Annotated in this window: 14 protein-coding genes and 1 pseudogene; 4 read left to right on the forward strand and 11 right to left on the reverse strand. The window is 72.4% G+C overall.

Going from position 1 to position 20712, the window contains the following annotated elements; genetic code table 11:
* Positions 1 to 286: 286 nt before the first annotated feature.
* Together ACW4TU_RS10125 and ACW4TU_RS10130 are read right to left on the reverse strand one after the other, a co-directional pair.
* Entirely contained in the window at positions 287 to 2080 is a 1794-nt protein-coding gene (locus ACW4TU_RS10125) for a zeta toxin family protein (protein WP_457426782.1), read from the reverse strand.
* Between the two features lie 108 nt (positions 2081 to 2188).
* Complete coding sequence (locus tag ACW4TU_RS10130) at positions 2189 to 2452, reverse strand: hypothetical protein (protein WP_457426784.1); 264 nt, start codon at positions 2450 to 2452, stop codon at positions 2189 to 2191.
* A 115-nt stretch (positions 2453 to 2567) separates the two neighbouring features.
* Between ACW4TU_RS10130 and ACW4TU_RS10135 the strand changes: the two genes are divergently transcribed.
* Together ACW4TU_RS10135 and ACW4TU_RS10140 are read left to right on the forward strand one after the other, a co-directional pair.
* Positions 2568 to 3392, forward strand: a complete 825-nt coding sequence (locus ACW4TU_RS10135) for a GntR family transcriptional regulator (protein WP_457426786.1) — start codon at positions 2568 to 2570, stop codon at positions 3390 to 3392.
* A gap of 85 nt (positions 3393 to 3477) precedes the next feature.
* Complete coding sequence (locus tag ACW4TU_RS10140; protein WP_457426788.1) at positions 3478 to 6147, forward strand: ATP/GTP-binding protein; 2670 nt, start codon at positions 3478 to 3480, stop codon at positions 6145 to 6147.
* 662 nt (positions 6148 to 6809) lie between these two features.
* Here the strand turns inward: ACW4TU_RS10140 and ACW4TU_RS10145 are convergent.
* A pseudogene (locus ACW4TU_RS10145) lies at positions 6810 to 7151 on the reverse strand (EfeM/EfeO family lipoprotein); the annotation flags it as partial.
* Between the two features lie 293 nt (positions 7152 to 7444).
* On the opposite strand from ACW4TU_RS10145, the gene ACW4TU_RS10150 reads away from it, so the two are divergent.
* Positions 7445 to 9286, forward strand: a complete 1842-nt coding sequence (locus ACW4TU_RS10150; protein ID WP_457426790.1) for an AfsR/SARP family transcriptional regulator — start codon at positions 7445 to 7447, stop codon at positions 9284 to 9286.
* Between the two features lie 121 nt (positions 9287 to 9407).
* On the opposite strand, the gene ACW4TU_RS10155 is transcribed toward ACW4TU_RS10150, so the two are convergent.
* Complete coding sequence (locus ACW4TU_RS10155) at positions 9408 to 9944, reverse strand: hypothetical protein (RefSeq protein WP_457426792.1); 537 nt, start codon at positions 9942 to 9944, stop codon at positions 9408 to 9410.
* Positions 9945 to 10019: 75 nt separating this feature from the next.
* Positions 10020 to 11213, reverse strand: coding sequence for a 4'-phosphopantetheinyl transferase family protein (locus ACW4TU_RS10160; protein WP_457426794.1), 1194 nt, complete (start codon positions 11211 to 11213; stop codon positions 10020 to 10022).
* Between the two features lie 194 nt (positions 11214 to 11407).
* On the opposite strand from ACW4TU_RS10160, the gene ACW4TU_RS10165 reads away from it, so the two are divergent.
* Positions 11408 to 12406 (forward strand): TauD/TfdA family dioxygenase, encoded by a 999-nt coding sequence (locus ACW4TU_RS10165; protein ID WP_457426796.1) that lies wholly within the window; start codon positions 11408 to 11410, stop codon positions 12404 to 12406.
* A gap of 79 nt (positions 12407 to 12485) precedes the next feature.
* Here the strand turns inward: ACW4TU_RS10165 and ACW4TU_RS10170 are convergent, their stop codons facing one another.
* The 6 genes from ACW4TU_RS10170 to eboE form a co-directional block, all read right to left on the reverse strand.
* Positions 12486 to 15047 (reverse strand): ABC transporter permease, encoded by a 2562-nt coding sequence (locus tag ACW4TU_RS10170; RefSeq protein ID WP_457426798.1) that lies wholly within the window; start codon positions 15045 to 15047, stop codon positions 12486 to 12488.
* Entirely contained in the window at positions 15047 to 15826 is a 780-nt protein-coding gene (locus ACW4TU_RS10175; protein WP_457426800.1) for an ABC transporter ATP-binding protein, read from the reverse strand. The genes ACW4TU_RS10170 and ACW4TU_RS10175 overlap by 1 nt, the downstream gene beginning before the upstream one ends.
* Positions 15827 to 16499: 673 nt before the next feature.
* A complete protein-coding gene (locus ACW4TU_RS10180; protein WP_457426802.1) occupies positions 16500 to 17180 on the reverse strand; it encodes a hypothetical protein in 681 nt (226 codons plus the stop codon).
* Between the two features lie 138 nt (positions 17181 to 17318).
* Positions 17319 to 18134, reverse strand: a complete 816-nt coding sequence (locus tag ACW4TU_RS10185; protein ID WP_457426804.1) for a 4'-phosphopantetheinyl transferase family protein — start codon at positions 18132 to 18134, stop codon at positions 17319 to 17321.
* A gap of 31 nt (positions 18135 to 18165) precedes the next feature.
* On the reverse strand, positions 18166 to 19479 hold the full coding sequence (locus tag ACW4TU_RS10190) for an alkaline phosphatase family protein (RefSeq protein WP_457430013.1): 1314 nt from the start codon (positions 19477 to 19479) through the stop codon (positions 18166 to 18168).
* A gap of 71 nt (positions 19480 to 19550) precedes the next feature.
* The gene (gene eboE / locus ACW4TU_RS10195; protein WP_457426806.1) at positions 19551 to 20711 is read right to left on the reverse strand and encodes a metabolite traffic protein EboE; all 1161 of its coding nucleotides are present in this window, start codon (positions 20709 to 20711) and stop codon (positions 19551 to 19553) included.
* Position 20712: the final 1 nt, after the last annotated feature.

Genomic DNA, 20712 nt, shown 5'->3' on the forward strand with positions numbered 1-20712 from the left:
CTCGCGGGGGTGGGAACGGCACACCGTTTCCAGGGCCGGGAGTTCCCCGTCGCCGTCTTCGCCACGTTCGAGGGCGCCGACGGCAGGGACCCGTGGATGGCGATGCCGCACGGGAGGCCGGGCGCCTCGACCGACTGCAGGACGGTGCGCGCCTGCTCAACGTCGCGGCCACCGTGCCCGGACCCGCCTCTGCGGCCGACCTCGCCGCTGCTCTCCGCCAGCCTGGAAGGCGGGTGGGCGTGTCCGATCCCTGATGGTCGTCACCTGCCGACGACCACGGCGACGTTCAGGGTTGCGCCGGCGGCAAGCGGTGTTCCGTAGTTCCCTTTGTCAGTCCGCGAAGCGGGAAGCCCGGTGGTAGCAGGGGCGCCGCCAAGGCGGTGATGTCCGAGAGTTCCGAGCGGTGTCGCGGTAGCGATGCCCACAGCCGACGCTGCGCTGCCGCGAACCGATGCGCCTCGGCGTTCGTGTACGGGCGCTGCCGCTCCCCTTCCAGGACGGCTGCGGTACCGCCTTGCCGGTTCCGTAACGCGCGAACGTCCCGGTCGGTCACCGTGACCGTGTGCACTGCGGGATGGCGGTCGAGGACCGCTGCGAGTGCGGCGAGCGCTCGGTAGCAGCGATCGTGCCCATGCGGGGTGGTGAAGCGGGAGGGTGTGCCGTGTTCCAGGCCGAGGGCGAACCGGTGCGCGGTGCCCTGGCGGCTGTCGGCCGCACGTACCGCCAGGACCAGCATCTCCACCCGATAGCCTGCGGCGTGGAACCGGGAGGCTGCGGTCAACAGGTCCGTGCCGGTGGCCGGCGCCGCCTCTATCACCGCATCGGCCCTCCGTCGTCGGAGCCACTCCTCCGCCGCGTCCTGCCATGCCCGGTAGTCGGCTCGCAGCAAGGTTCCCGCTGTGCGTGGATGCCTGGCGAGCAGTTGGGTGTAGTCGGGGTGGAATGCGCGGAAGTCATCACTGGAGACGCGGACAGCGCCTGGACGCATGGCACGTAGCACCTGGGTGGAGGCTGCTGTCTTCCCGGCGCCGGGTTGCCCCACGACGTAGACCGCTACCGGGTGGCGTCGGGGCTCGGGATCGCCGAGATGGAACGGAACGATCAGGTCTGTGAAAATGCGCTGGTGTTCTGCGGGTGGGAGCCGGGGCGAGCCGGGTGCTCGGGGAGCCGCCGGATCGACGCGGCTCCGGCGGAGCAGTGGTGCGGCCCATCGGAGGCTGTGGCGGATGTCCTCGGCGACGGCCGTCCGGCGCGACGAGCCAGGGGTGTTGCCCGCGATTTCCTCGACGCGCCCGAGGTCGGTGCGGAAGCGCTGGGCTTCGGTGACAGTCCACGGCCGGGTCCGCTCGGCGCCCAGCGCTTGGGCGGCGCGCGGTGGGCGCGACCAACTTCCTTCTGAATCAAGGTGGTTCAGGTATCGGATGCCGTTGGCACCGATCACTGTCACCAGGTTCGCCAGTCGCTCGGCTTCGATGATGCGCAGGACGTCGGGCAGCTCCTGGGAGCAGTGGTCGTGGTTCTGCGCCGACACGTAGCGGCCGGTCCCGGTGGCCTGTACCTGCTGGAGGTAGCGGTGCAGTACGGCCAGGCTGCTCAGTGCCTCCGGAACCGCGAGCACGGCCAGTTCGACGCGGTGGCCGGCGCGTCGGTAGGCGCCGACCGTGGTGCGGGCTTCCTCCGGGTCGGCCAGAGCAGTTTCGATGACGGCGTTCAGCCGGTGGCGGCGGGTGTGGTCCTCCACCTCGGCCTGCCAGCGGCGTGCGTCTGGGCGCGTTCGCACTCCGGCGCTGCGATCGTCGATCGCCAGAAGCGTCGGATAACAGGGGTGGACCCGTTTGTAGTCGTCGCTGCCGATGCGCACGGCGCCTCCGCGGTGGGCCAGTGCGTGGTGCACCAGATCCGCGCAGGTGGATTTGCCGACGCCGGGCTGGCCCGCCACGAACACCGCGACCGGGGAAATCCGGGCGATGGCCTCTTTGGCGACGGCCGGCAAGATCGTGGTGACGAGTAGGTCGCGGTGTCGCTCTTCGGTCAGTACAGCGGGGACGAACCCTCGTTCACCGCCACGTGGCCGCGTCAAACGGCGTCCCATGGTGCGGGCGCCACCGCGCGACGCGGACTCAACTCCGAGAATCGCAGAGCGGCAGGGCGTCGGGGACTGACGAGCGCGACCGCTGAAGCGCGGCAGTCATCGGGTACCGGGGTCCGCGGAGCGGAGTTCGGCGCGCAGGAGCCGGGGTTCGGGACCGGGGCCGCGGCCTTGCACGCTCCAGGTGTCGGCGTCGTCGAGTGCGTCCTGGACCTCGACCCAGGTGTCCTCGGATCCGATCGGGTCGATGGTGCACAGGACAAGCACGCCCCGATGGATTTCCTGGATCCGGGGGGCGCTGCCCGTGAGGTCCGCGAGCCGGGCGGCGAGTGCCGCTGCCCGCCCTGCCAGGACCGCATCCACTCCTCCCCCTCACACCAATGACTACTGAGAGTATTGCTAATCGATTAGCGTGCCGTTAACCGATTAGCGTGTCAAGGGTTGCAAGGAGTAGCGCGTTCCTCTCCGGGAGTAGGCAGTGCCCACTGCGGACTATCAACGCATCGCCGAAGACCTGCGCAGGCGACTGGCGGAAGGGGAATGGTCCCCAGGTGAGCAACTGCCGCCACGCGCCCAGCTGGCTCACGAGTACCGGACCAGTCCGGCCGCGATCCAGCGGGGCCAGGAACTGCTGATCGACACCGGTGTGCTGGAGGGGCGCAAAAGCGTCGGCGTCTTCGTACGCGAGCCACAGGCGCGCATGGCGCTGCCCGTGCTGTTGTCGATTCCGGACGCGATCCGGCAGGCCGGGCTCACCCCGGGCGTCGAGTACCGGTCGGACGTCAAGGTCCCGGCTCCGGAGCCGATCGCCCGGCGGCTGTCGGTCGACATCGACACCCTGTGTGTCCGCACCCGCTACGAGTATCTGGGCGACGCCCGACCTTTGGCCCTCGGCGAATCGTGGGAGCCGATGGCCCTGACGTATCGCACGCCCGTTCTGCTGCCGGAGGACGGACCGCTGGCCGGTACCGGCGTGGCTCGCCGGCTGGCCTCGGTCGGCGTCCGGGTTGGCCATGCCCAGGTCCGTACACACGCCCGGCACCCGAACGACCATGAGGCGCTGCGGCTCGGGATCACTCGCCGCACGCTGATCGTCAGGCTGGATCGGACCCACCTGACCGACACGGGGCAGCCGGTCGAAACCGCCACTTTCCTTCTCCCGCAGACGCGTTGGGAACTGGTCTACGACGTCCCGGTACCGGCCTGCGATTCCGTCGGCGACGAGATTCGCTCACCGGGAGCCGATGGTCACGCTGCCGGGACCCGACCGATCAGACAGAGCGGCACCCCCCGCGGGCGCTGACCGCTGTGGGGCACGTGGTGAACGGATGCCGGCCAGGCGGACCGGCAGTCACAGGCAGAGATCGGTTGACCATCAGGGGGTTGGCGTGGCGGGTCGGGACTTGAGGGCTCTGTTCGGCTCCAACGACCACCAAGTGGGGGCGGACGAGGCGTTCACGAACCGGGACGGCCAGTGGCGGGTGTTCGTAAGCGCCCTGGACGGACACCTGCAGCACGTTGCCGGTCAGAGTTTCGACGCCGCCGACCTGGAGGCACCGCGACGGAACCTGCTCGTCTTCCACGGTGTCAGCGGCATCGGCAAGTCCACGCTGTCACGGAGGCTGGAGGCCGCGCTGGCGAATGCCGACCACAGGCCGGCGCGATGGAACGAACCGACCTGGCACGGGCAGCGGATCGTCCCCGTCCGGCTCGACCTGGCGCGCTCGGCGAACACCGACTTCGAGCGCATCGTCCTGACGATCCGGCTCGCCATCGCATCCGCGGTCGGCCGGCCCATGCCCGCTTTCGACATCGCGCTGCGCCGCTACTGGGACCAGCAGCACCCGGGCGAGCCGTTGGAGGAGTACCTGCGCCGTGACGGCTTGGTAGCCCGCTTCGGCCAGGTGCTTCCGGCGCAGATGCAGGCGGCGCTCAGCGAGATCACCCAAGGCTTGGCACTGCCCGGGATGCTCGGTTCCGCAGTGGGACAGGTCACCGGGGCGCTGGTGAGGGCGCTGCGCGAACACCGTCGTTCAGTGAGCGCGTTGGCCGGCTGTGCGCGGCTGGCCGACCTGCTGGAGGCCGACACCGACCTGGAGGCGCTCTCGTACTATCCGCACCTGCTCGCCTGGGAGCTGGCCCGCTTACCCGCCCGCAAGCAGATCGCCCCGGTGGTACTGCTGGACACCTTCGAGGACATCGGGGACCGCACCCGCCGCGACATGGAGCGGCTGTTGCAGCACGTGGTGTGGCTCATGCCCAACGTCTTCTTCGTCGTTACCGGACGCAACCGGCTGCAGTGGGCCGACCCGGCCCTGCACGGTCAACTCGACTGGACCGGCCCGGCAGCCTGGCCGGGGCTGGCCAACCGCAGCCTGCCGGCACCCCGCACCGCCGCAGCCGATCCGGTCGGTCGCCGTCAATTCCTCATCGGGGACTTCAGCGACGAGGACCGCGAGGACTACCTCACCCACCGGCTCGCCACCGACGGCCGGCCTCTGATCGACCCCACGCTGCGACGTGTGATCGCCGAGCGCTCCCACGGCCTGCCGCTGTACCTCGACCTGGCCGCCATGCGCTTCCTCGAGATCCGCCGCACCGGCCTCACCCCGCAACCGGCCGACTTCGACGTCGACTTCCCCGCCCTCATCTCCCGCACCCTCACCGACCTCACCCCCGACGAACGCCACGTTCTGCGCTCGGTCAGCCTCCTGGACGCCTTCGACGTCCCCCTCGCCACCGCCGGCTCCGGAATCGGCCGCGACGCCCCCGTCCTTCGCCTGCTCGAGCGGCCCTTCATCCGCCACACCCACACCGGCCTCTGGCCCTACCACCTGCACGCCCTCATCCGCTCGACCCTGCGCACCGCCGAAGACACCACGGACGACCGCTGGTCACCCCGAGACTGGCGAAACGCGGCCGAACGCGCCCACGGCGCCGTAGGCCGACAGTGGGCCGAGCACACCGGCCCCGGCCGCCGTCTGCTGATCGCCTGCCTACGTCAAGGTCTCACCCTCGCCGCCGAGTTCCACCTCGACCTGGGCTGGCTGACCGAAGCGGCCTGGCAGTACGTCAGCGACTCGGTGTGGGAACCCGTCACCGTCACCCGGCGGGACACCGACGACGACGCACATCTGCAGACGCCGGCCGACGCCCTGGTCGAACTGCTCAACACTCTCGGCCGGCGACAGCACGAACACCGCCGTAGCACGGCCAACCGGCTCGCAGCCGTCATCGACACCGGCCTGCTGCCGGCGGAACTGGGGCAGATGGCGGTCTACTACCTGGCCAAAGCCCACCGTGACCTCGGCCACTCAACGGCCTCCCGAACAGGGATGCAGCAGGTCTCCGACGGAGGAGGCCGCCTCGCCCCCGCCGCCCGCCGCGGCCTGGCCCACCTCGCCCGCCTGGCCGGCGACTTCCCCACCGCCCTGACCGTTGCCGAGACCCTGGGGTGGGCCGGCCGCCAGAACCGTGTGCTCGGCGACATCCACTGGCCTCAAGGCGACATCACCCGAGCCGCCGACGACTACGAACATGCCCGCAACGATGCCGAACAACACGGCATCGCAGGGGAACGCGCAACCGCCCAGGCTCACCGCGCACTCGCACTGGCCTTCGCCGATCCCACGACCGCGGAAAGTGAAATCGTCCTCGCCCACCACCTCCTGACCGATCTCACGCTCCACGCCACCACCCTGACCGTTCACATCGCCGACCTCATCCGCGACGCGGGCCGCAGCACGGACATCGACGAACGCGCCCAGGCCCTGCGCACGGAGATCGAGACCGCCGGTCTGGCCTCCGTCCTCCCTCTGCTCGAGCTCGCGGTCTGCTTCCACCACGCCGTCCGCAACGACGGGGAACTCCTCGCCACCGCCATCCACCGGCTGCGTCGGCTCACCAACAACGGCGACCACGCCTACCTCGCCGACATCGCGCACTTCATGGGCGACCGGCCCATCACACCAGACACATGGCCTGTCCTGTGGTTGGAGAGCCACGAGACCATCCGCCGACGCTGGCGCACACTCGTCACCGAAAGGCGCGGCACTTAGGGCGTGCAGATCCCTGACGCCCAGCCGGTCGGACCGGCCCTGGTCAAGCCCGACGAGACGCGCGGAGCGCTCCGGGTTCGTGGACCGGGGGAACCCCTGCCTGACCGTGACCGCGTGCGCGAAGCCGTCGACGACCGCGTCCACTCCGCAACCTCGTCGTCATCGGGGTCGGCGAGGCGGGCACGCCCCTCGGTGACCAGCCGCTCGATCAACTCCCGCGCCTTCGGCCCGTGGCCTCGCGCCGTCCTCCCCGTGCGCCGGCCCCGCAGGTCCGGCGAACACCCCCGCCCGCCGATCCCCGCCACAATGATCACCGCATCACGTTCGCCGCGGGTTCCGAGGACACCTCCTCGGCGTACTCGGAGAACGGCATCCCGATGCGATTCGATCAAGTCCTGTATTCGGCGGTCGATCTCAACGGGAACATCGCGTTCGTTCTTGAGGAGAGCGGCGATGACTCGGTCCGGTTCCGCGCATTCCTCGGCGGTGAAGCCAAGCCGCGTGATCTCCGGCACCCCCAGGCGAAGGGAGCCGTCCACGGGGTGCGGGGTGCGGGGTGCAGATGAGTGTCGGACCGCCCAGCGGGCGGAGTTTCGACAGGACCTCCACTCGTTCGTGGATCACCTTGTCATTGGTGAGGATCAGGCCGCCCTGCGGACCGGGCTGCCCTGGTCGGTGCCGCCCGTCAGCTCGAACTGGAGGGTGTTCTCCATGATTTCGCGCGTACGCAGGGGCAGATCACCGGGGTCGAAGTCCTGGGTGGGGAAGGACTTCGCCAACCCCGCCGAGTCCGCGGCGAGTTGACGCGCCGGGGCCTTCAGCCCACTCGCGGGCCGTCCGTGCCACAGCCCTTACTCGATCCGGTGGAACCCGGTCAAGTCCTTGTCGTGCACTCCCCCGGGCAGCCCGTCGGGCCGGCCGTTGATCTTCTGGTCGAAGTCCTGGAAGGTGCCGTACGCGGCGCCGAGCGAGGCGTAGGTACGGTGGGCGGTCAGCCGGTCCGTAAACGGGCCGAGCGGCTGCTGTTCGCCGGGTGTCCCGGTGACCCCGGGCGGAGCACCGGAGCCCGGCAGTCGGAGAGGCCCGGGCCGATGGGCCGGCCGGCGCCGAGGGAGGTGCGTTCATGACTCGGTGCCGGGCCCCGCGGAGAGCGGCGGACAGAAGGACGGTTGAACTGCGGTGGAGATCACGGCACACAGGCCCGGGGAGCGGACCGCGCCGCGGCGATAACCCACCAATAACGGCGCCTCCTACCTTCTCAACTGTAGGAAAGGCCGCACCAGAAGGGGGGTGCCCCATGGAGTTCCTGGTCCTAGGGCCGGTGGAGGCTGTACAGGACGGCGAACGAATCGCCCTCTCCGGGTCCAAGATTCACACGGTGCTCGCCGCCATGTTGCTGGCGCAGGACCGGGTCGTGTCCGACGCGCGGCTCAGCTCACTGTTGTGGGGCTGGGATCCGCCGGCGACGGCGAGCGCGCAGATCTACACGTACATGTCCCGGTTGCGCAAGCAGCTGGGCGACGAGGCCGACATCGTACGGCAGCCTCCGGGGTACGTACTGCGCGCTCCCGGCGCCCTGATCGACCTGGTCGAGTTCCGGCGGCTGGAGCGGGACGGCCGGCGGGCGCTGGCGGAACGGCGGTTCGAGGAAGCCTCGGAGTCGCTGCGCCGGGCGATGCAGCTGTGGCGGGGGCCGGCGCTCGCGAACGTCACCGAGCACCTGCTCGACGCCGAGCTGGCGCCGCTGGAGGAGGAGCGCATGCTCGCCCTGGAGTCCCGGATCGAGGCCGATCTGGAGCTGGGGCGGCACGAGCAGGTGACGGCGGAGCTGACCGGGCTGGTCGCCGCGTTCCCGGTACGGGAGCGGCTGCGAGCCCAGTTGATGACCGCGCTGTACCGGTGCGGCCGACAGGCGGACGCTCTGCAGGCCTACTACGAGGGGCGCGGCGTCCTCGCCGAGCAGCTCGGCATCGATCCCGGCGAGGTGCTCGGATGGACGTACCAGGCCGTGCTGGGCGGAGAGTTGGGGCTCGGGCGGACCGCCGGAGCGCGAGCCGGGCGGACCGGTCCGGTGCCCTCGATGCTGCCGGCCTCCGACGGGGAACTCGTCGGACGGCAGCACGAACTGCGGGCGCTGCGAAGGCGGCTGGGGCACGAGGAGCCCGCGCAGCGGCGCATCCTGGTGACCGGCATGGCCGGCATCGGCAAGACCGCGCTCGCGGTACGGGCAGCCGCCGAGAACGGGGAGCACTTCCCCGACGGGCTGCTCTTCGCCGAACTCCGCGGCTCGGACGGCGCCCCGCGGGCTCCGCGCGCCGTGCTCACGCAGTTGCTGCGGGCGCTCGGCGAGGGCGACCCGAACCTGCCGGCCGGCGATCTGGACGAGCTGGTACGGCTGTACCGGACGCGGACCGCCGGGCGGCGGCTGCTGCTGGTGCTGGACAACGTCTCCGGCGACCGGCAGCTCGCCCCGCTGCTGCCGGCCGGACCGGCCGCCGTCCTCATCACCAGCAGGCGGCGGCTGGCCCGGGTGACGGCGGGCGACACGTTCGCACTGCCGTTGCTGGACGAGGAGGCGGGCCTCGATCTGCTGGCCGCCCGCGCGGGACGGCAGCGGCTGCTGGAGGACCCGGACCGGGCCGAGGACCTGGTGGCGTACTGCGGCGGGCTGCCGCTGGCGCTGGCCATCGCGGGCGCCCGGCTGGCGGCCCGGCCGCACTGGACGGCGGCCCGGCTGGCCGACCGGCTCGCCGACCCCGCCGCCCGGCTGGCCGAACTCGCCTTCGGCGACCTCGACCTGAGCCGGGTCCTGGGGTCCTCGGTGGAGCAGCTCGGAGCGGTCGAGCGGTCGGTGTTCGGGACGCTCGGCGGAGCGGACGGCGAGCCGTTCCCCGCGCGGTGGGCCGGGGACCGGCTCGGACTGTCGGAGGACACGGCGGAGAACGCCCTGGAGTCCCTCGTCGACGCCGCGCTCCTCGAACTGTCCGGACTCGACGACCAGGGACGGCCGTTGTACCGCTGCCACGAGCTCATACGGCTGCTCGCGGCGGCGGCCCCGCGGGCACCGCGGGAGCAGGCGTCCGCGCTGGCGCTCGCGCCCGCGGCACCGCGGGACACGCCGGTCACCGGGGCGGGGTGAGCCGGCCGTGTCGCTGTCCCTGTCGCTGTGCCTGTACGTGGCGCTTCCCGTGTGCGGGTGCCTGTACGCGGTCTCCGGCCCGGCTTCGCCCTCGTACGGGGTGTCCGGTGAGCCGGTCACGTCACCACGCGCCGCGAGCGCGGGTGAGGCCGGGCCTGGCCGTCAGCAGGGCCGGGGCGATGATCTCCTGGGCGATCAGCCAGGCGTCGGAGACGACGCGCTCGCGCGGGGGCCGCGGGGACTGCGTGACGGCCAGCGCGGTGACCGACCAGACCGCGGCCACGGCTGCGGCCGCGCGGACGTGGGGGGTTGGGCGGGCGGGGCGGATACCGGTGCCCGAGACGTCCATGCGCAGACCGAGTTCGGCGGCCTGGCGGTGCTGCGCGGAACGGGCCACACCGGCGTCGGGGTGGCCGAACACAGCTGCCGACAGCGGGTGTTCGTAGGCCGCGCGCACCCAGGTGGAGAACCACAGCCGTTCCCGGTTCTCCCAGCCGCCGGGCGCGGACGGGCCGGGGTCGACGCGCTGGACGGCCTCGGCGAGGGTGTCGAAGTACGTGGTCAGTTCGGCGGCGGACAGCTGACCTGTGCGGGGCCTACGGAGTGTGGTGTCGAGGTCCGCGCGACGGGCCGGCGGTGCGACGGATTCCGTGGTCATGATGCGTGACGTCCTCTCTCGGAGTGCGGTCGGGACTGCGGTCGGACCCCGGGCTGCCGGGGGTGGGCCGCCGGGTCACGGGCCGGTGGGCGGGTGGAGGTGGACCGGGCCGCGGGCCGCCGGGCCGGCCGCGCGGGCCAGGGCCACCGCGAGGCGGTCGGAGAGGCGCAGGTCCTCCACCGTCCACTCGGTGGGGCGGCCGATGCCGTGGTGGGTGACGCGCAGCGGTCCGTCCTGGTCGGGGTGGGTTTCCAGCTGGTCCAGCTCCGTGCCGACGAGGCCCACGCCGACCGCCTTGACGACGGCCTCCTTGCGGGTCCAGACCCGGTGGAACGCGGCGTGCCTGGCCGGGCCCGGCGACCTGGCGTCCAGATGGCGCCGCTCGGCCGCGGTCAGTACGGACCCGGCGAACAGGGTCTCGCGCACCGGGCGCAGCGCCTCCGCGTCCACGCCGATGCCGAGGCCGGCGCCGACCACGAAGACGCCCCAGCCGCCCGTACGGCTCAGGCTGATCGCCAGCGGGAGCGCGGGGCGCACCAGCATCGGCGGGCCGTGGTCGTCCGCGCCGCAGCCCGGGCAGCGCCGGTGGCCCAGCCGGGCGGTGGCCGGGGAGATGCCGAGCAGTTCGCCCAGCGCGCGGCGGGCTCCGGCCCGGGTGCGCACGAACTCGGCGGCGTCCCGTTCGGCGAGCATGCCGAGGGCACGCCGGAACTCCTCCGTGCCCAGCAGCGCGAGGTCGGCGGGGTCGACCCGCTCGGGGCAGCGCCACCACCACACGTGCGCCTCGCCTCGGGCGATGATCCGGTCGACGGCGGCGGCCGTCATGCCGGCCGCCGGGTCCGCGCCCTGATCCGGGCCGGCGCGCACGCCGGGGCGGACGACGCCGGGGGCCGCGGGGACGTTGTCGCCGAGACGGGGGTCCTCGTCGGAGGTACGGCCGCCGCCCCGGCGGGCAACGTCGCCGCGGGCGTCAACATCCGTGCCGGGGTGGGCACCTCCGTCAGCGGTACGGGCTTCACCGGGCCGGCGGAACCCGCCCGCGGTACGGCCGTCCCCGAGGCGGGCATCCCCACCGGGCGGACCCCCCGCGCCGAGCCGGGGGCGCTCGCCAGGCCGGGTCGCACCCGGCGCCCCCTCCCCCTCGGCTGCGTCACCTGGCTCCGACCCTCCACTCCCCCGGCCCCGCGCAGTGGTACCCGCGGTGATGCGGGGCTCTTCTTCTGCCCTGCCCGGGGTGTCCGCCCGGCTTCGATCGCGTGGGAGCGTCATGTCCCGCGTCTCCTTTCCGCACCCGTCCGCCGGGGCGACCGGGCTGATTCAGATGTGCGCAGATGTCTACGGTCACTGTTCCCGAGCCTCCTCCCCAGGACTACTGACGGCCTATACCGACGCCCATAGGGGCGCGATAGGCCGGGCTTCCAGAATTGCCCGGGAAATTGCCGACAACCTGAGGAATCTTTCCTATGACTCAGATTCAGATGCTGGTTCCGGCCGCATCGAACACGGTGACCGGGCATGAACTCAGCGAACGGGAAAGGAAACAGCTGGTGGCCCTGACCGGCCGGCTGACCGGCCCGGGGCATCCGCTCATCGACAGCTCCGAGTGGCTGGGCGCGGCCCTCGCCACCTCCTCGCTGCTGCCTCGTACGCTGCTGGCCACGCTGCGCGCGTTCCGGCACGATCCGAATCAGGACGGGGTGCTGCTGCTGCGCAACCTGCCGGTGGTGGCGGGCGATCCGCTGCCGCCGACGCCGAGCGTGCCGAATTCCGTCGAGCGCGTTCCGACGACCGCCGCCGCCGTCATCACCTCGCTGATGCTGCAACTCGGCGAGGTGATCTCTTTCCGGAGCGAGAAGAACGGCGCCCTGGTGCAGAACGTGGTGCCGGTGCCGGGCCGGGAGGAATCGCAGAGCAACGCCGGTTCCGTACTCCTGGAATTGCACGTGGAGAACGCCTTCCACGACAACCGGCCCGATTACGTGGGGCTGCTCTGCATACGGGAGGACCCGACCGGCGACGCGAAACTGTGCACCTCCTCCGTCCGCCGCGCGCTGCCGCTGCTGTCGGAGGAGACGCGCCGGGTGCTCGCCGAGCCTCGGTTCCTGACCGAGCCGCCGCCGTCGTTCGGCAGCCTCGCCAGCGTCCGGTCGGCGCACCCGGTGCTCCTGGGCGACCCGGAGGACCCCAACGTGCTGATCGACTTCGCCGCCACCCACCCGCTGGACGACACGGCGAAGGCGGCGATGGCCGGGCTGCGGGACGCGTTCGTCGAGACGATGACGACGCACCGGCTGCGGGTCGGCGACTTCGCCGTCGTGGACAACCGGGTCGCGGTGCACGGCCGTACCTCCTTCGTACCGCGCTACGACGGCGCGGACCGCTGGCTGGAGCGGGTCTACGCGCACCTGGACAACCGCCGTAGCCGGGTGGACCGCAAGGGCGGTGGCGCGGTGCTGGACTAGGACAGGACGGCGACTCACGGCTGAAGGGCCGGCCCCGCGGGGCCGGCCCTTCAGCCGTGAGTGCCGCGGCGCGGTGCCGTCACTGGCCGGAGCCGATGACTTCCGCGGGACGGCCGGTCAGCGACAGCCGGCCCGGTACGACCGTCGCCAGCAGGGCCAGGGCGCCGGCGAAGCCGAGGACGCCCAGGTACATCCACGGGTCGACGGAGGGTGCCGCCGTGCCCGTCATGCCGATGCTGAACGCGGTCAGGACGGCGAAGGCGATGCCGCTGCCCAGCACCGCGGCGATGACCACCACGACCAGGGACTCGATGCGCAGCATGCCCATGACCTGCCGGCGGGTGGTGCCGACCAGGCGCAGCAGGGCGAACTCCCGCGAGCGGTCGGAGACCGACATGGCGAGCGTGTTGACCACCGCGATCGCGGTGAACGCGATGATCAGCCCCATGGCGACGTAGTTGACCTCGGCGTTGGACTGCTGCACCTCGGCCTGGAGGTCCTCGACCTGGCCGCGGTCCAGGACGCCGACGCCCGGGAACGCGCCGACGGCCTTCTGCAGCTGCTCGCGGCCCGCCGTACCGTCGTCGGTGGTCTGGACGAGGACGGAGGAGGCGAGCGGGTTGTCGACGTGCCGCACGACCAGGTCGTGGGCCATGGTCAGGTCGCCGAAGCCGAGTCCGCGGGCGTAGACGGCGCCCACCTTCAGGGTGACGACGGTGCCGTCGCCGAGGGTGATCTTGAGGGAGTCGCCGGGCTTCTTGCCGAGGTGGTCGGCGGCGACCTCGCTGAGCGCGACGCTGCCGCTGCCGAAGCCGGCCAGTGTTCCCTCGCTGACGTCCGGGTCCCAGTTCTTCTGCAGGCCGTCCGTGGACAGGCCCTGCGAGGGGTACTTGTCGAGGCCGACGCGGACGGTCGTACGGACCACTTCGGTGATCGCGGTGACGCCGGGGGTGCCGCGCAGCGCGTCGGCGGCCCGCTCAGGCACGCCGGGGCCGGAGGAGGCCACCACCCAGTCGGCCCGGTTGCCGTCCTTGGCCTGGGCCGAGGCGGCGTCACCCATCGTGGTCTGCACGAACAGCACCGTGCAGGCCATGCCGATGAGCAGGGCCAGCGGGGTGATCGCGGACGCCATCCGCTTGGTGTTGGCGCGGACGTTGGCCGTGGCGAGGTGGCCGGCGACGCGCGAGGTGCGCAGCGGGACGCCCAGGACCGCGACGGCCAGCCGGGCGATGACCGGGCCGAGCAGGGAGACCGCGACCGCCAGCACCACGACGGTCAGGAACGTCACCGGTGTGGACGCCGGCTCGGTCTTCAGCACACTCAGCACGGCCAGCAGCACCACCCCGCCGGCCAGGGTGAGCGCTCCGGCGAGGAAGCGGCCCCAGGCGAAGCCGGTCCGCTCCATGGCGGATTCGGCGAGCGCCTCGGCGGGCCGGATACGGGCGGTGCGGCGGGCGGAGATGCGGGCCGCGGCCCAGGCGCCCAGCAGGGAGGCGCCGACGGCGGCGGCGAACGGGAAGAAGCCGAAGGTGACCTCCAGGGTGTCGGGGATGGTGCCGAAGCCGACGAACTTGTGGTGCAGCCAGTACGCGATCGGCAGTCCGGCGACGGCGCCGAGCACTCCGGCGAGCAGGCCGACGATCAGGGCCTCGCGGCCGATCAGCTGCCGTACCTGCTTGGGGGTGGCGGCGATGGCGCGCAGCAGGGCGAGTTCGCGGTAACGCTGCTGGATGGAGAGGGCGAAGGTGCCTACGACCACAAGGATCGCGACCAGCAGCGAGGTGCCGCCGATGGCACCGCCCATCGAGACGAGCTTGACGCGGGCCTTGGCCGCGTCAAGGAACTCGACCGGACCGCGGTCGCCGCCGGTGACGACCTGCGCGGTGGTGCCGTCCAGTGCCTTCTTCACCTGAGCGGCCAGTTCGGCGGTGCCGACGCCCTTCGCGGGCAGCACGCCGATCGCGGTGATCCGGCCGTCGTGGCCGGAGAGCCGCTGGGCCTCGGTGGTGGAGAAGAACAGCGAGGTCTGCTGCTTCAGGTCACCGCCCGCGGGTGCCGCGATGCCGCTGACGGTGTAGGTGCGCGGGGCGTCGGTCGACTGCACGGTGAGCTTCGAACCGGCCTTCAGGCCCGTACGTTCGGCGAGTTCGCGGTCCACGACGACATCGGCGGCGGACGCGGGCTCGGTGCCGGAGACGAGCGTGAACGGGGTGAGGGCGGCCGAGGCCCACGCATGCCCGTAGGAGTCCTTGCCGTCAACGCCGTCGACGACGCGGCCCTCGGGGCTGATGGCGTAGGCGGGGAAGGTGATCTCGGGTACGACGGCCCGTGCGCCGCGCACCTGCTCCAGCGCGGTGACGGTGGAGCCGGGCAGCCAGACGCGTTCGGCGAGCGGCTTCGCCTTGTGCTTGACCTTGGTCTTGCCCTTCTTCTCCTTGACGGTGGTCTGGTGGACGTTCTGGTCGCCGCCGACGATCACCGGGGCCGCCGCGTACCGCTCGGTGCCGATGGTGCCGCGCAGGCCGGTCTCCAGAAGGATGCCGCACGCGGTGACCAGGGCGGCGGCGCACATCAGCGCCAGGAACGCGCCGATGAATCCGCCCTTGCGGGCCCTGAGGGTCTGTAAGGCGTAACGCAGCATCAGGCCCACGCTCCCAGGTGCGTCATCCGGTCCGCGACCCGCTCGGCGGTCGGGGCGTGCATACGGTCGACCAGACGACCGTCGGCGAGGAACAGGACGGTGTCCGCGTACGAGGCGGCCATGGGGTCGTGGGTGACCATGACGACGGTCTGACCGGTGTCGTCCACGCAGGACCGCAGCAGCGAGAGGATCTCCTTCGCCGTGACGGTGTCCAGGGCGCCGGTCGGTTCGTCGCCGAAGATGACGTCGGGACGGGTGATCAGGGCGCGGGCGATGGCCACGCGCTGCTGCTGGCCGCCGGAGAGTTCTGCGGGGCGGTGCGCCGCCCGGCCGCCGAGGCCGACGCGGGACAGGATCTCCTCCAGCCACCGTTTGTCCAAGCGCTCGCCGGCCAGGCGCAGGGGCAGTTCGACGTTCTGTCGCACGGAGAGGGAGGAGATCAGGTTGAACGCCTGGAAGACGAAGCCGATGCGCTGGCGGCGCAGCTTGGTCAGCTGGGTCTCGTTCATCCCTCCGAGCTCTGTGTCACCGATCCAGGCGCGGCCGGAGGTCGGCTTGTCGAGGCCGGCCGCGCAGTGCAGGAAGGTCGACTTGCCGGAGCCGGACGGGCCCATGACCGCGGTGAACGAGCCGCGCTCGATGCTGACGGAAACGCCGTCGAGGGCCCTGACGCCACGGCCGTTCCTGCCGTAGACCTTGCTGACCTCGTCCAGCCGCAGAGCGTGGCTCCGGGTGACGGTGCCGCTGTGCGGCTCGGTGTTGGTCCTCTCGGTCATCATGCGTGACCAGTCCTCTCCATCCATCGTCGCGTGGGGGCGGTGAGCGCCTCCGCCGACAGCGGAGATGCAACCGGATCGAACCTGGCCGCCCGATCTATATCTGCCCTATGGGAACGGGCCGGACGGGTGGACCGGGGCATGGGTTTCAGCCGATGACGCGGAGAATCGTCCGAAAGTGGGCAGGTGCGGTGGCTCGGGGCTCGGGCCGGACCAGTAGCGGCGGCCGGTCACGAACTCCCTCGCGCGCAACGGTGGATCAGCGCCGCAGAGGCCGCCGGAGCCCCGGTGCCCGAGCCGGAGGCAGCTGCCCGCCGGGCGGCACTCCCGCCCGACCCGCGGACGCGTTCCCGGCAGAGAGCCCTGGCCGGACCGACCGGCGGTGGCGCCACCGGTGCCGCCATCACCGCCGGCGTCCGCTCCTGGCCGGGAGCTTCCACCGGACCCACCCGGGACACCAACGCCCCGGCGCCCCATGCCAATTGCCCACCGCCGCCACCGCGTACGCCGTACCGCCCGCGGCGTACGCGATCCGGCCCCGCGACCCGCGCAGTACGCCTGACCGGTGACCCCGGCCGGGGCACGGACGCGGGCACGGACCGGCTGCGGCGCCTCGCCGGTGACGGCCTTCGGCCGGACCGGTGGGGCGCCGTTGTCGGGGTCGGCCTCGTTCCCGTCAGGTGCGGGATCGGGCCCAGCGGAGGATCAGGGTTGCTGTTACCGCTGCGGCGCTTGTCGTGTAGGCGGCTACGACCCAGGGGGCCGGGGGGCGGCCCGCTGTGAGGCCGTGGGTCATGGCGGCGGCCCAGGCGGCGTAGGCGGCTCCGTGGAGGATGCGGAACGGGCGGACCCAGTGGCGTGGCGCGAAGATGCCGCGCCAGATGCCCGTGGCGAGGGCGAGCAGGAAGAGGTGGCAGGCGAGGGTGCCCAGGCCGACCAGGGCGTCGCCGCTGCCCCAGCCGAGCGCGGCGGTCGCGGCGTCCACCCGGCCGCCCGCCACCTTCACGCCGATGTGGGTCAGCAGCGCGCCGACGCCCACCGCGCCGGCCGCGCGGTGCAGGCGCTGCGCGTGCGAGCGGACCGGGGGCGGCAGCAGTCCGCGCAGGGTGGTGGCCAGGCCGAGTATGACGGCCGCGGACAGGGCGACCAGGGCGATGACGCCGGCCATGTGGTCCAGGAAGTCACGCAGGGCGCCCGCGGCGAGCACGCCGGTCAACAGGGCGGTGCCGGCCGCGGCGAGTCCGCCGCCGATCAGGGCGGCGCCGGGAGGCGGGGTGTGCGGGGGGCTCTTGCGGGCCGGCGGGGGTTCGGGGAGCGGAGCCAGGACCGGGCTGCCGGTGCCGGTGGTGCGGGTCATCGTTTCTCCCTCACGGGGTATGCCGACCGGGATGGTTCCCGGCCTCCGCCGGGGAGGGCCGGGGCCGGGAACCGCGGTGCACCGGGAGCCGGGGGACGCTCCCCGGGCTGGGCCCGTACCGACGGGTCGATACGGGGGTCAGGCGGGCGGATGGACGTGGATCGGGCCCAGCGGGCCGGCGGACGGGCGGGACAGGGAGGCCGACCAGGGGCCCGGCAGGTGCAGGTCCTCGACGTGCCAGGTCGTGGCGCGGTCGCGGTGCACGTGGCGCACGGTCAGCGGGCCGTCCGTGGACGGGTTCACGTCCAGGGTGTTCAGCGGCATGCCCATCAGGCCCAGGCCCACCGCCTTGACGACCGCCTCCTTCCGGGTCCAGGCCCGGTGGAAGGTTCTGGTGCGCTCCGGGCCCTCGGCGAAGGACAGGATCTGTTCGCGTTCGTTCGGCGTCAGGACCAGTTCCGCCAGTGCTGCGGACTCCACCGTGCGGTACGCCTCCACATCGACGCCCACCCAGTCGCCCGCCCGGACCGCCAGCACACCGCAGCCGGTGGTGCGGGACAGGCTGACCGCGAGCGCGACGGGCGGCCGGACGACCGCGGGCGGACCGTGTTCGGCGTCGCCGCAGCCGGGGCAGATGCGCCGGCCGAAGCGGACGGACTGCGGGGCCACACCCAGTAGTTCCGCCACCGCGCGGCGCGCGCCGGCCCGGGTGGTCGTGAAGGCCGCCGCGTCCCGCGCCGCGTGGAAGCGGCGGGCACGGGCCCGTTCCGCCTCGTCCAGCAGCGCGAAGTCGACCGGGTCCACGGCCTCGTCCAGCGGCCACCACCACACGTGTGCCGCACCGTTCTCCTCGAGCCGGGCCACCGCCGTGCGTGCTGTCTCCGGCACGTACACGTCGCTGATGTCCGCCGCGTGATCGATGTGCGCGGCGGCCGGGGTCGGTAGCGATGCCATTCCTCCTCCTCTCTTCTCGTCACGGCCGGTCTCAGGCCAGTCCGTTGAGGCGCAGGAGGAGTTCCTTCACCTCGGTGGCGTGGTAGCGGTCCCGTTCCTGGACCGGGTCGGAACACAGCAGCAGCGGCCCGTCCCGGTCGTCCGAGGGCAGCCGTCCATGGCTGCCCCTGACCAGGCCGGGATCGAGCGGCACCACGGTCAGCGGTGCGCGCATCCCGGCCTTCTTCCGCAGCACGGTCAGTGCCGCCTTCGCCTTCACCGCCGGGATCGACGGGTCGAAGAAGAGCTCGGCGGGGTCGTAGCCCGGCTTGCGGTGGATGTCGACACCGCGCGCGAAGTCGGGTGCGCGGGCGTCGTCGAGCCAGTAGTAGTAGGTGAACCAGGCGTCCGGTTCCGAGACCGCCACCAGCTCCCCGGAGTTGGGGTGGTCGATGCCGTGGTCGGCCTGCTGGGTGCGGTCCCAGATCTCGTCGACACCGTCCAGTGCCTTCAGCACGTCCCGCACCCGCGGAACGTCGGCGGGGTCGGCGACATAGACGTGCGCGGCCTGGTGGTCGGCGACGGCGAACGCCCGCGATGTGTGCGGGTCGAGGTACTCCATGCCGCGCTGGGTGTGGACCGAGAGCAGTCCCTCACGGCGCAGGGCGCGGTTGATGTCGACGGGCCGGCTCACCGCGGTGATGCCGTACTCGCTCAGCGCGACCACCGTCGTGCCGCGCTCCCGCAGGTCGGTGAGGAGCGGGGCGAGGGCCGCGTCGGTCTCCCGGGCGGCGCGGACGGCCCGCGGGCTGTCGGGGCCGTACCGCTGGAGGTCGTAGTCGAGGTGCGGGACGTAGATGAAGGTGAGGTCGGGGCGGCGGCGGTCGATGACGTACCGGGCGGCGCCCGCGATCCAGCGGGTGGAGGCGATCGACGCGGTCGGGCCCCAGTACTGGAAGAGCGGGAAGTCGCCCTGTGCGACCGTGAGTTCGTCGCGCAGGGAGGCCGGGACGGTGTAGCAGTCCGGGGACTTGCGGCCGTCGTGATGGTAGACGGGGCGGGGGGTGAGGACGGTGTCGACGTCGGCGCCCATCGCCCACCACCAGCACAGATAGGCGGTGGAGTGCTCCGGGTCGCGGCGGCGGGCCGCCTGCCAGACCTTCTCGCCGTGCACCAGCCCGTTGTGCTGGCGCCACATCATGACCTCGCCCTGGTCGCGGTGGTACCAGCCGTTGGCCACCGCCCCGTGCTCGCGCGGCAGCGATCCCGTGGTCAAGGTGGCCTGCACGGTCGCGGTGACGGCCGGGAAGACGGTGTCCAGGCGGGCGGTGAAGCCCTGTTCGCCGACCGAGCGCACGTGCGGCATCTCGTCGAGCAGCCGCCGGGTCAGGCCGACCGTGCAGAGTACGGCGACCTGCCGGCCCGTCCGGTCGCCGGTCACGACGTCACCTGCGTGAGACCCAGGGCCAGCAACTCGTTCCGCATCCACGTCATTTCGGCGGCCAGTCCGGTCACGAGGGCGTCGTCGTGGTGGCCGGGCAGCACGGACCAGGTGTAGGTCTCCACCTCGACGTGGTCGGTGACCGCCCGCTCCCCCGCGAACAGCGTCCGCAGGGTCGCGCGCAGCACCTCGCGGGTGCTGGCCAGCGGCGGCGGGGGCTCCTCGTGCAGGGGCACGTGGTAGTGGATGCGCCAGGGCGCCCGGCCCGGCAGCGCGCCGGCGAGCGCGGCCCCCAGGTCGTCGCAGGCCAGCAGCGACCCGTCCGGGCCCGCCTCCCTGGTCTGGTGCAGGAACCGGCGCTCCGCGAAGGGCGCCAGCATCTCGCGTACGGAGTTCTCCGCGGGGTCGGGGACCTCCAGCGCGGTGGACGCCTGGAGCTTGACCACCGGGATGCCCGCCTCGCTCAGCCGGGCCAGCGCGGCGGCCGGTTCCTCGTGGGCGACGGCGAGGTGGCAGGCGTCGAGGCAGACGCCGATCCACTGCGGGTCGGTGCCGGCCAGCGCTTCGACGGCCTGCGCGGTGGTCTCCGCCACGCAGCCGGGCTCCGGTTCGATGCCGACCCGCACGGTCTTGCCGGTGTCGGCGGCGATCTGCTTCAACCCCTCTGCGAGCGCGTCCAGTTGCCGAGCCGCTGTGGTGCGCTGGGCCGAGGTCCACACGGTGCGCCAGGCCAGCGGCAGGGTGGAGATCGAGCCGCGCGAGGTGCCGTCGGGCAGCAGTCCGGCGAGCACCCGGGCCAGGTTCAGCGTGTACTCCAGGCGGGCCGGTTCCGACCAGTCCGGGTAGTACACGGCCCGTTTGACGACGGGAGCGTGGAAGCCGCGGTAGGGAAAGCCGTTGAGGGTGACCGTCTCCAGGCCGCGGGTGCTCAGCTCGCGGCGCAGCCGGGCCACGCCGGCCGGGTCGGCGGCGAGCGCGCCGGCCGTCTCGGCGGGCAGCCACAGGCCGATGCCGATCAGCCGGGCACCGGCGGCGACGCGCACCGGTTCGGCGTACGCGGCGAGCTGGCCGACGATGCCGTCGAGGGTCTCGGCGGGATGCACGTTGGTGCAGTACGCCAGGTGGACGGTGGTGCCGTCAGGGTGTCGAAAGCGCATG

It is taken from the genome of Streptomyces kryoterrae (assembly GCF_054072135.1).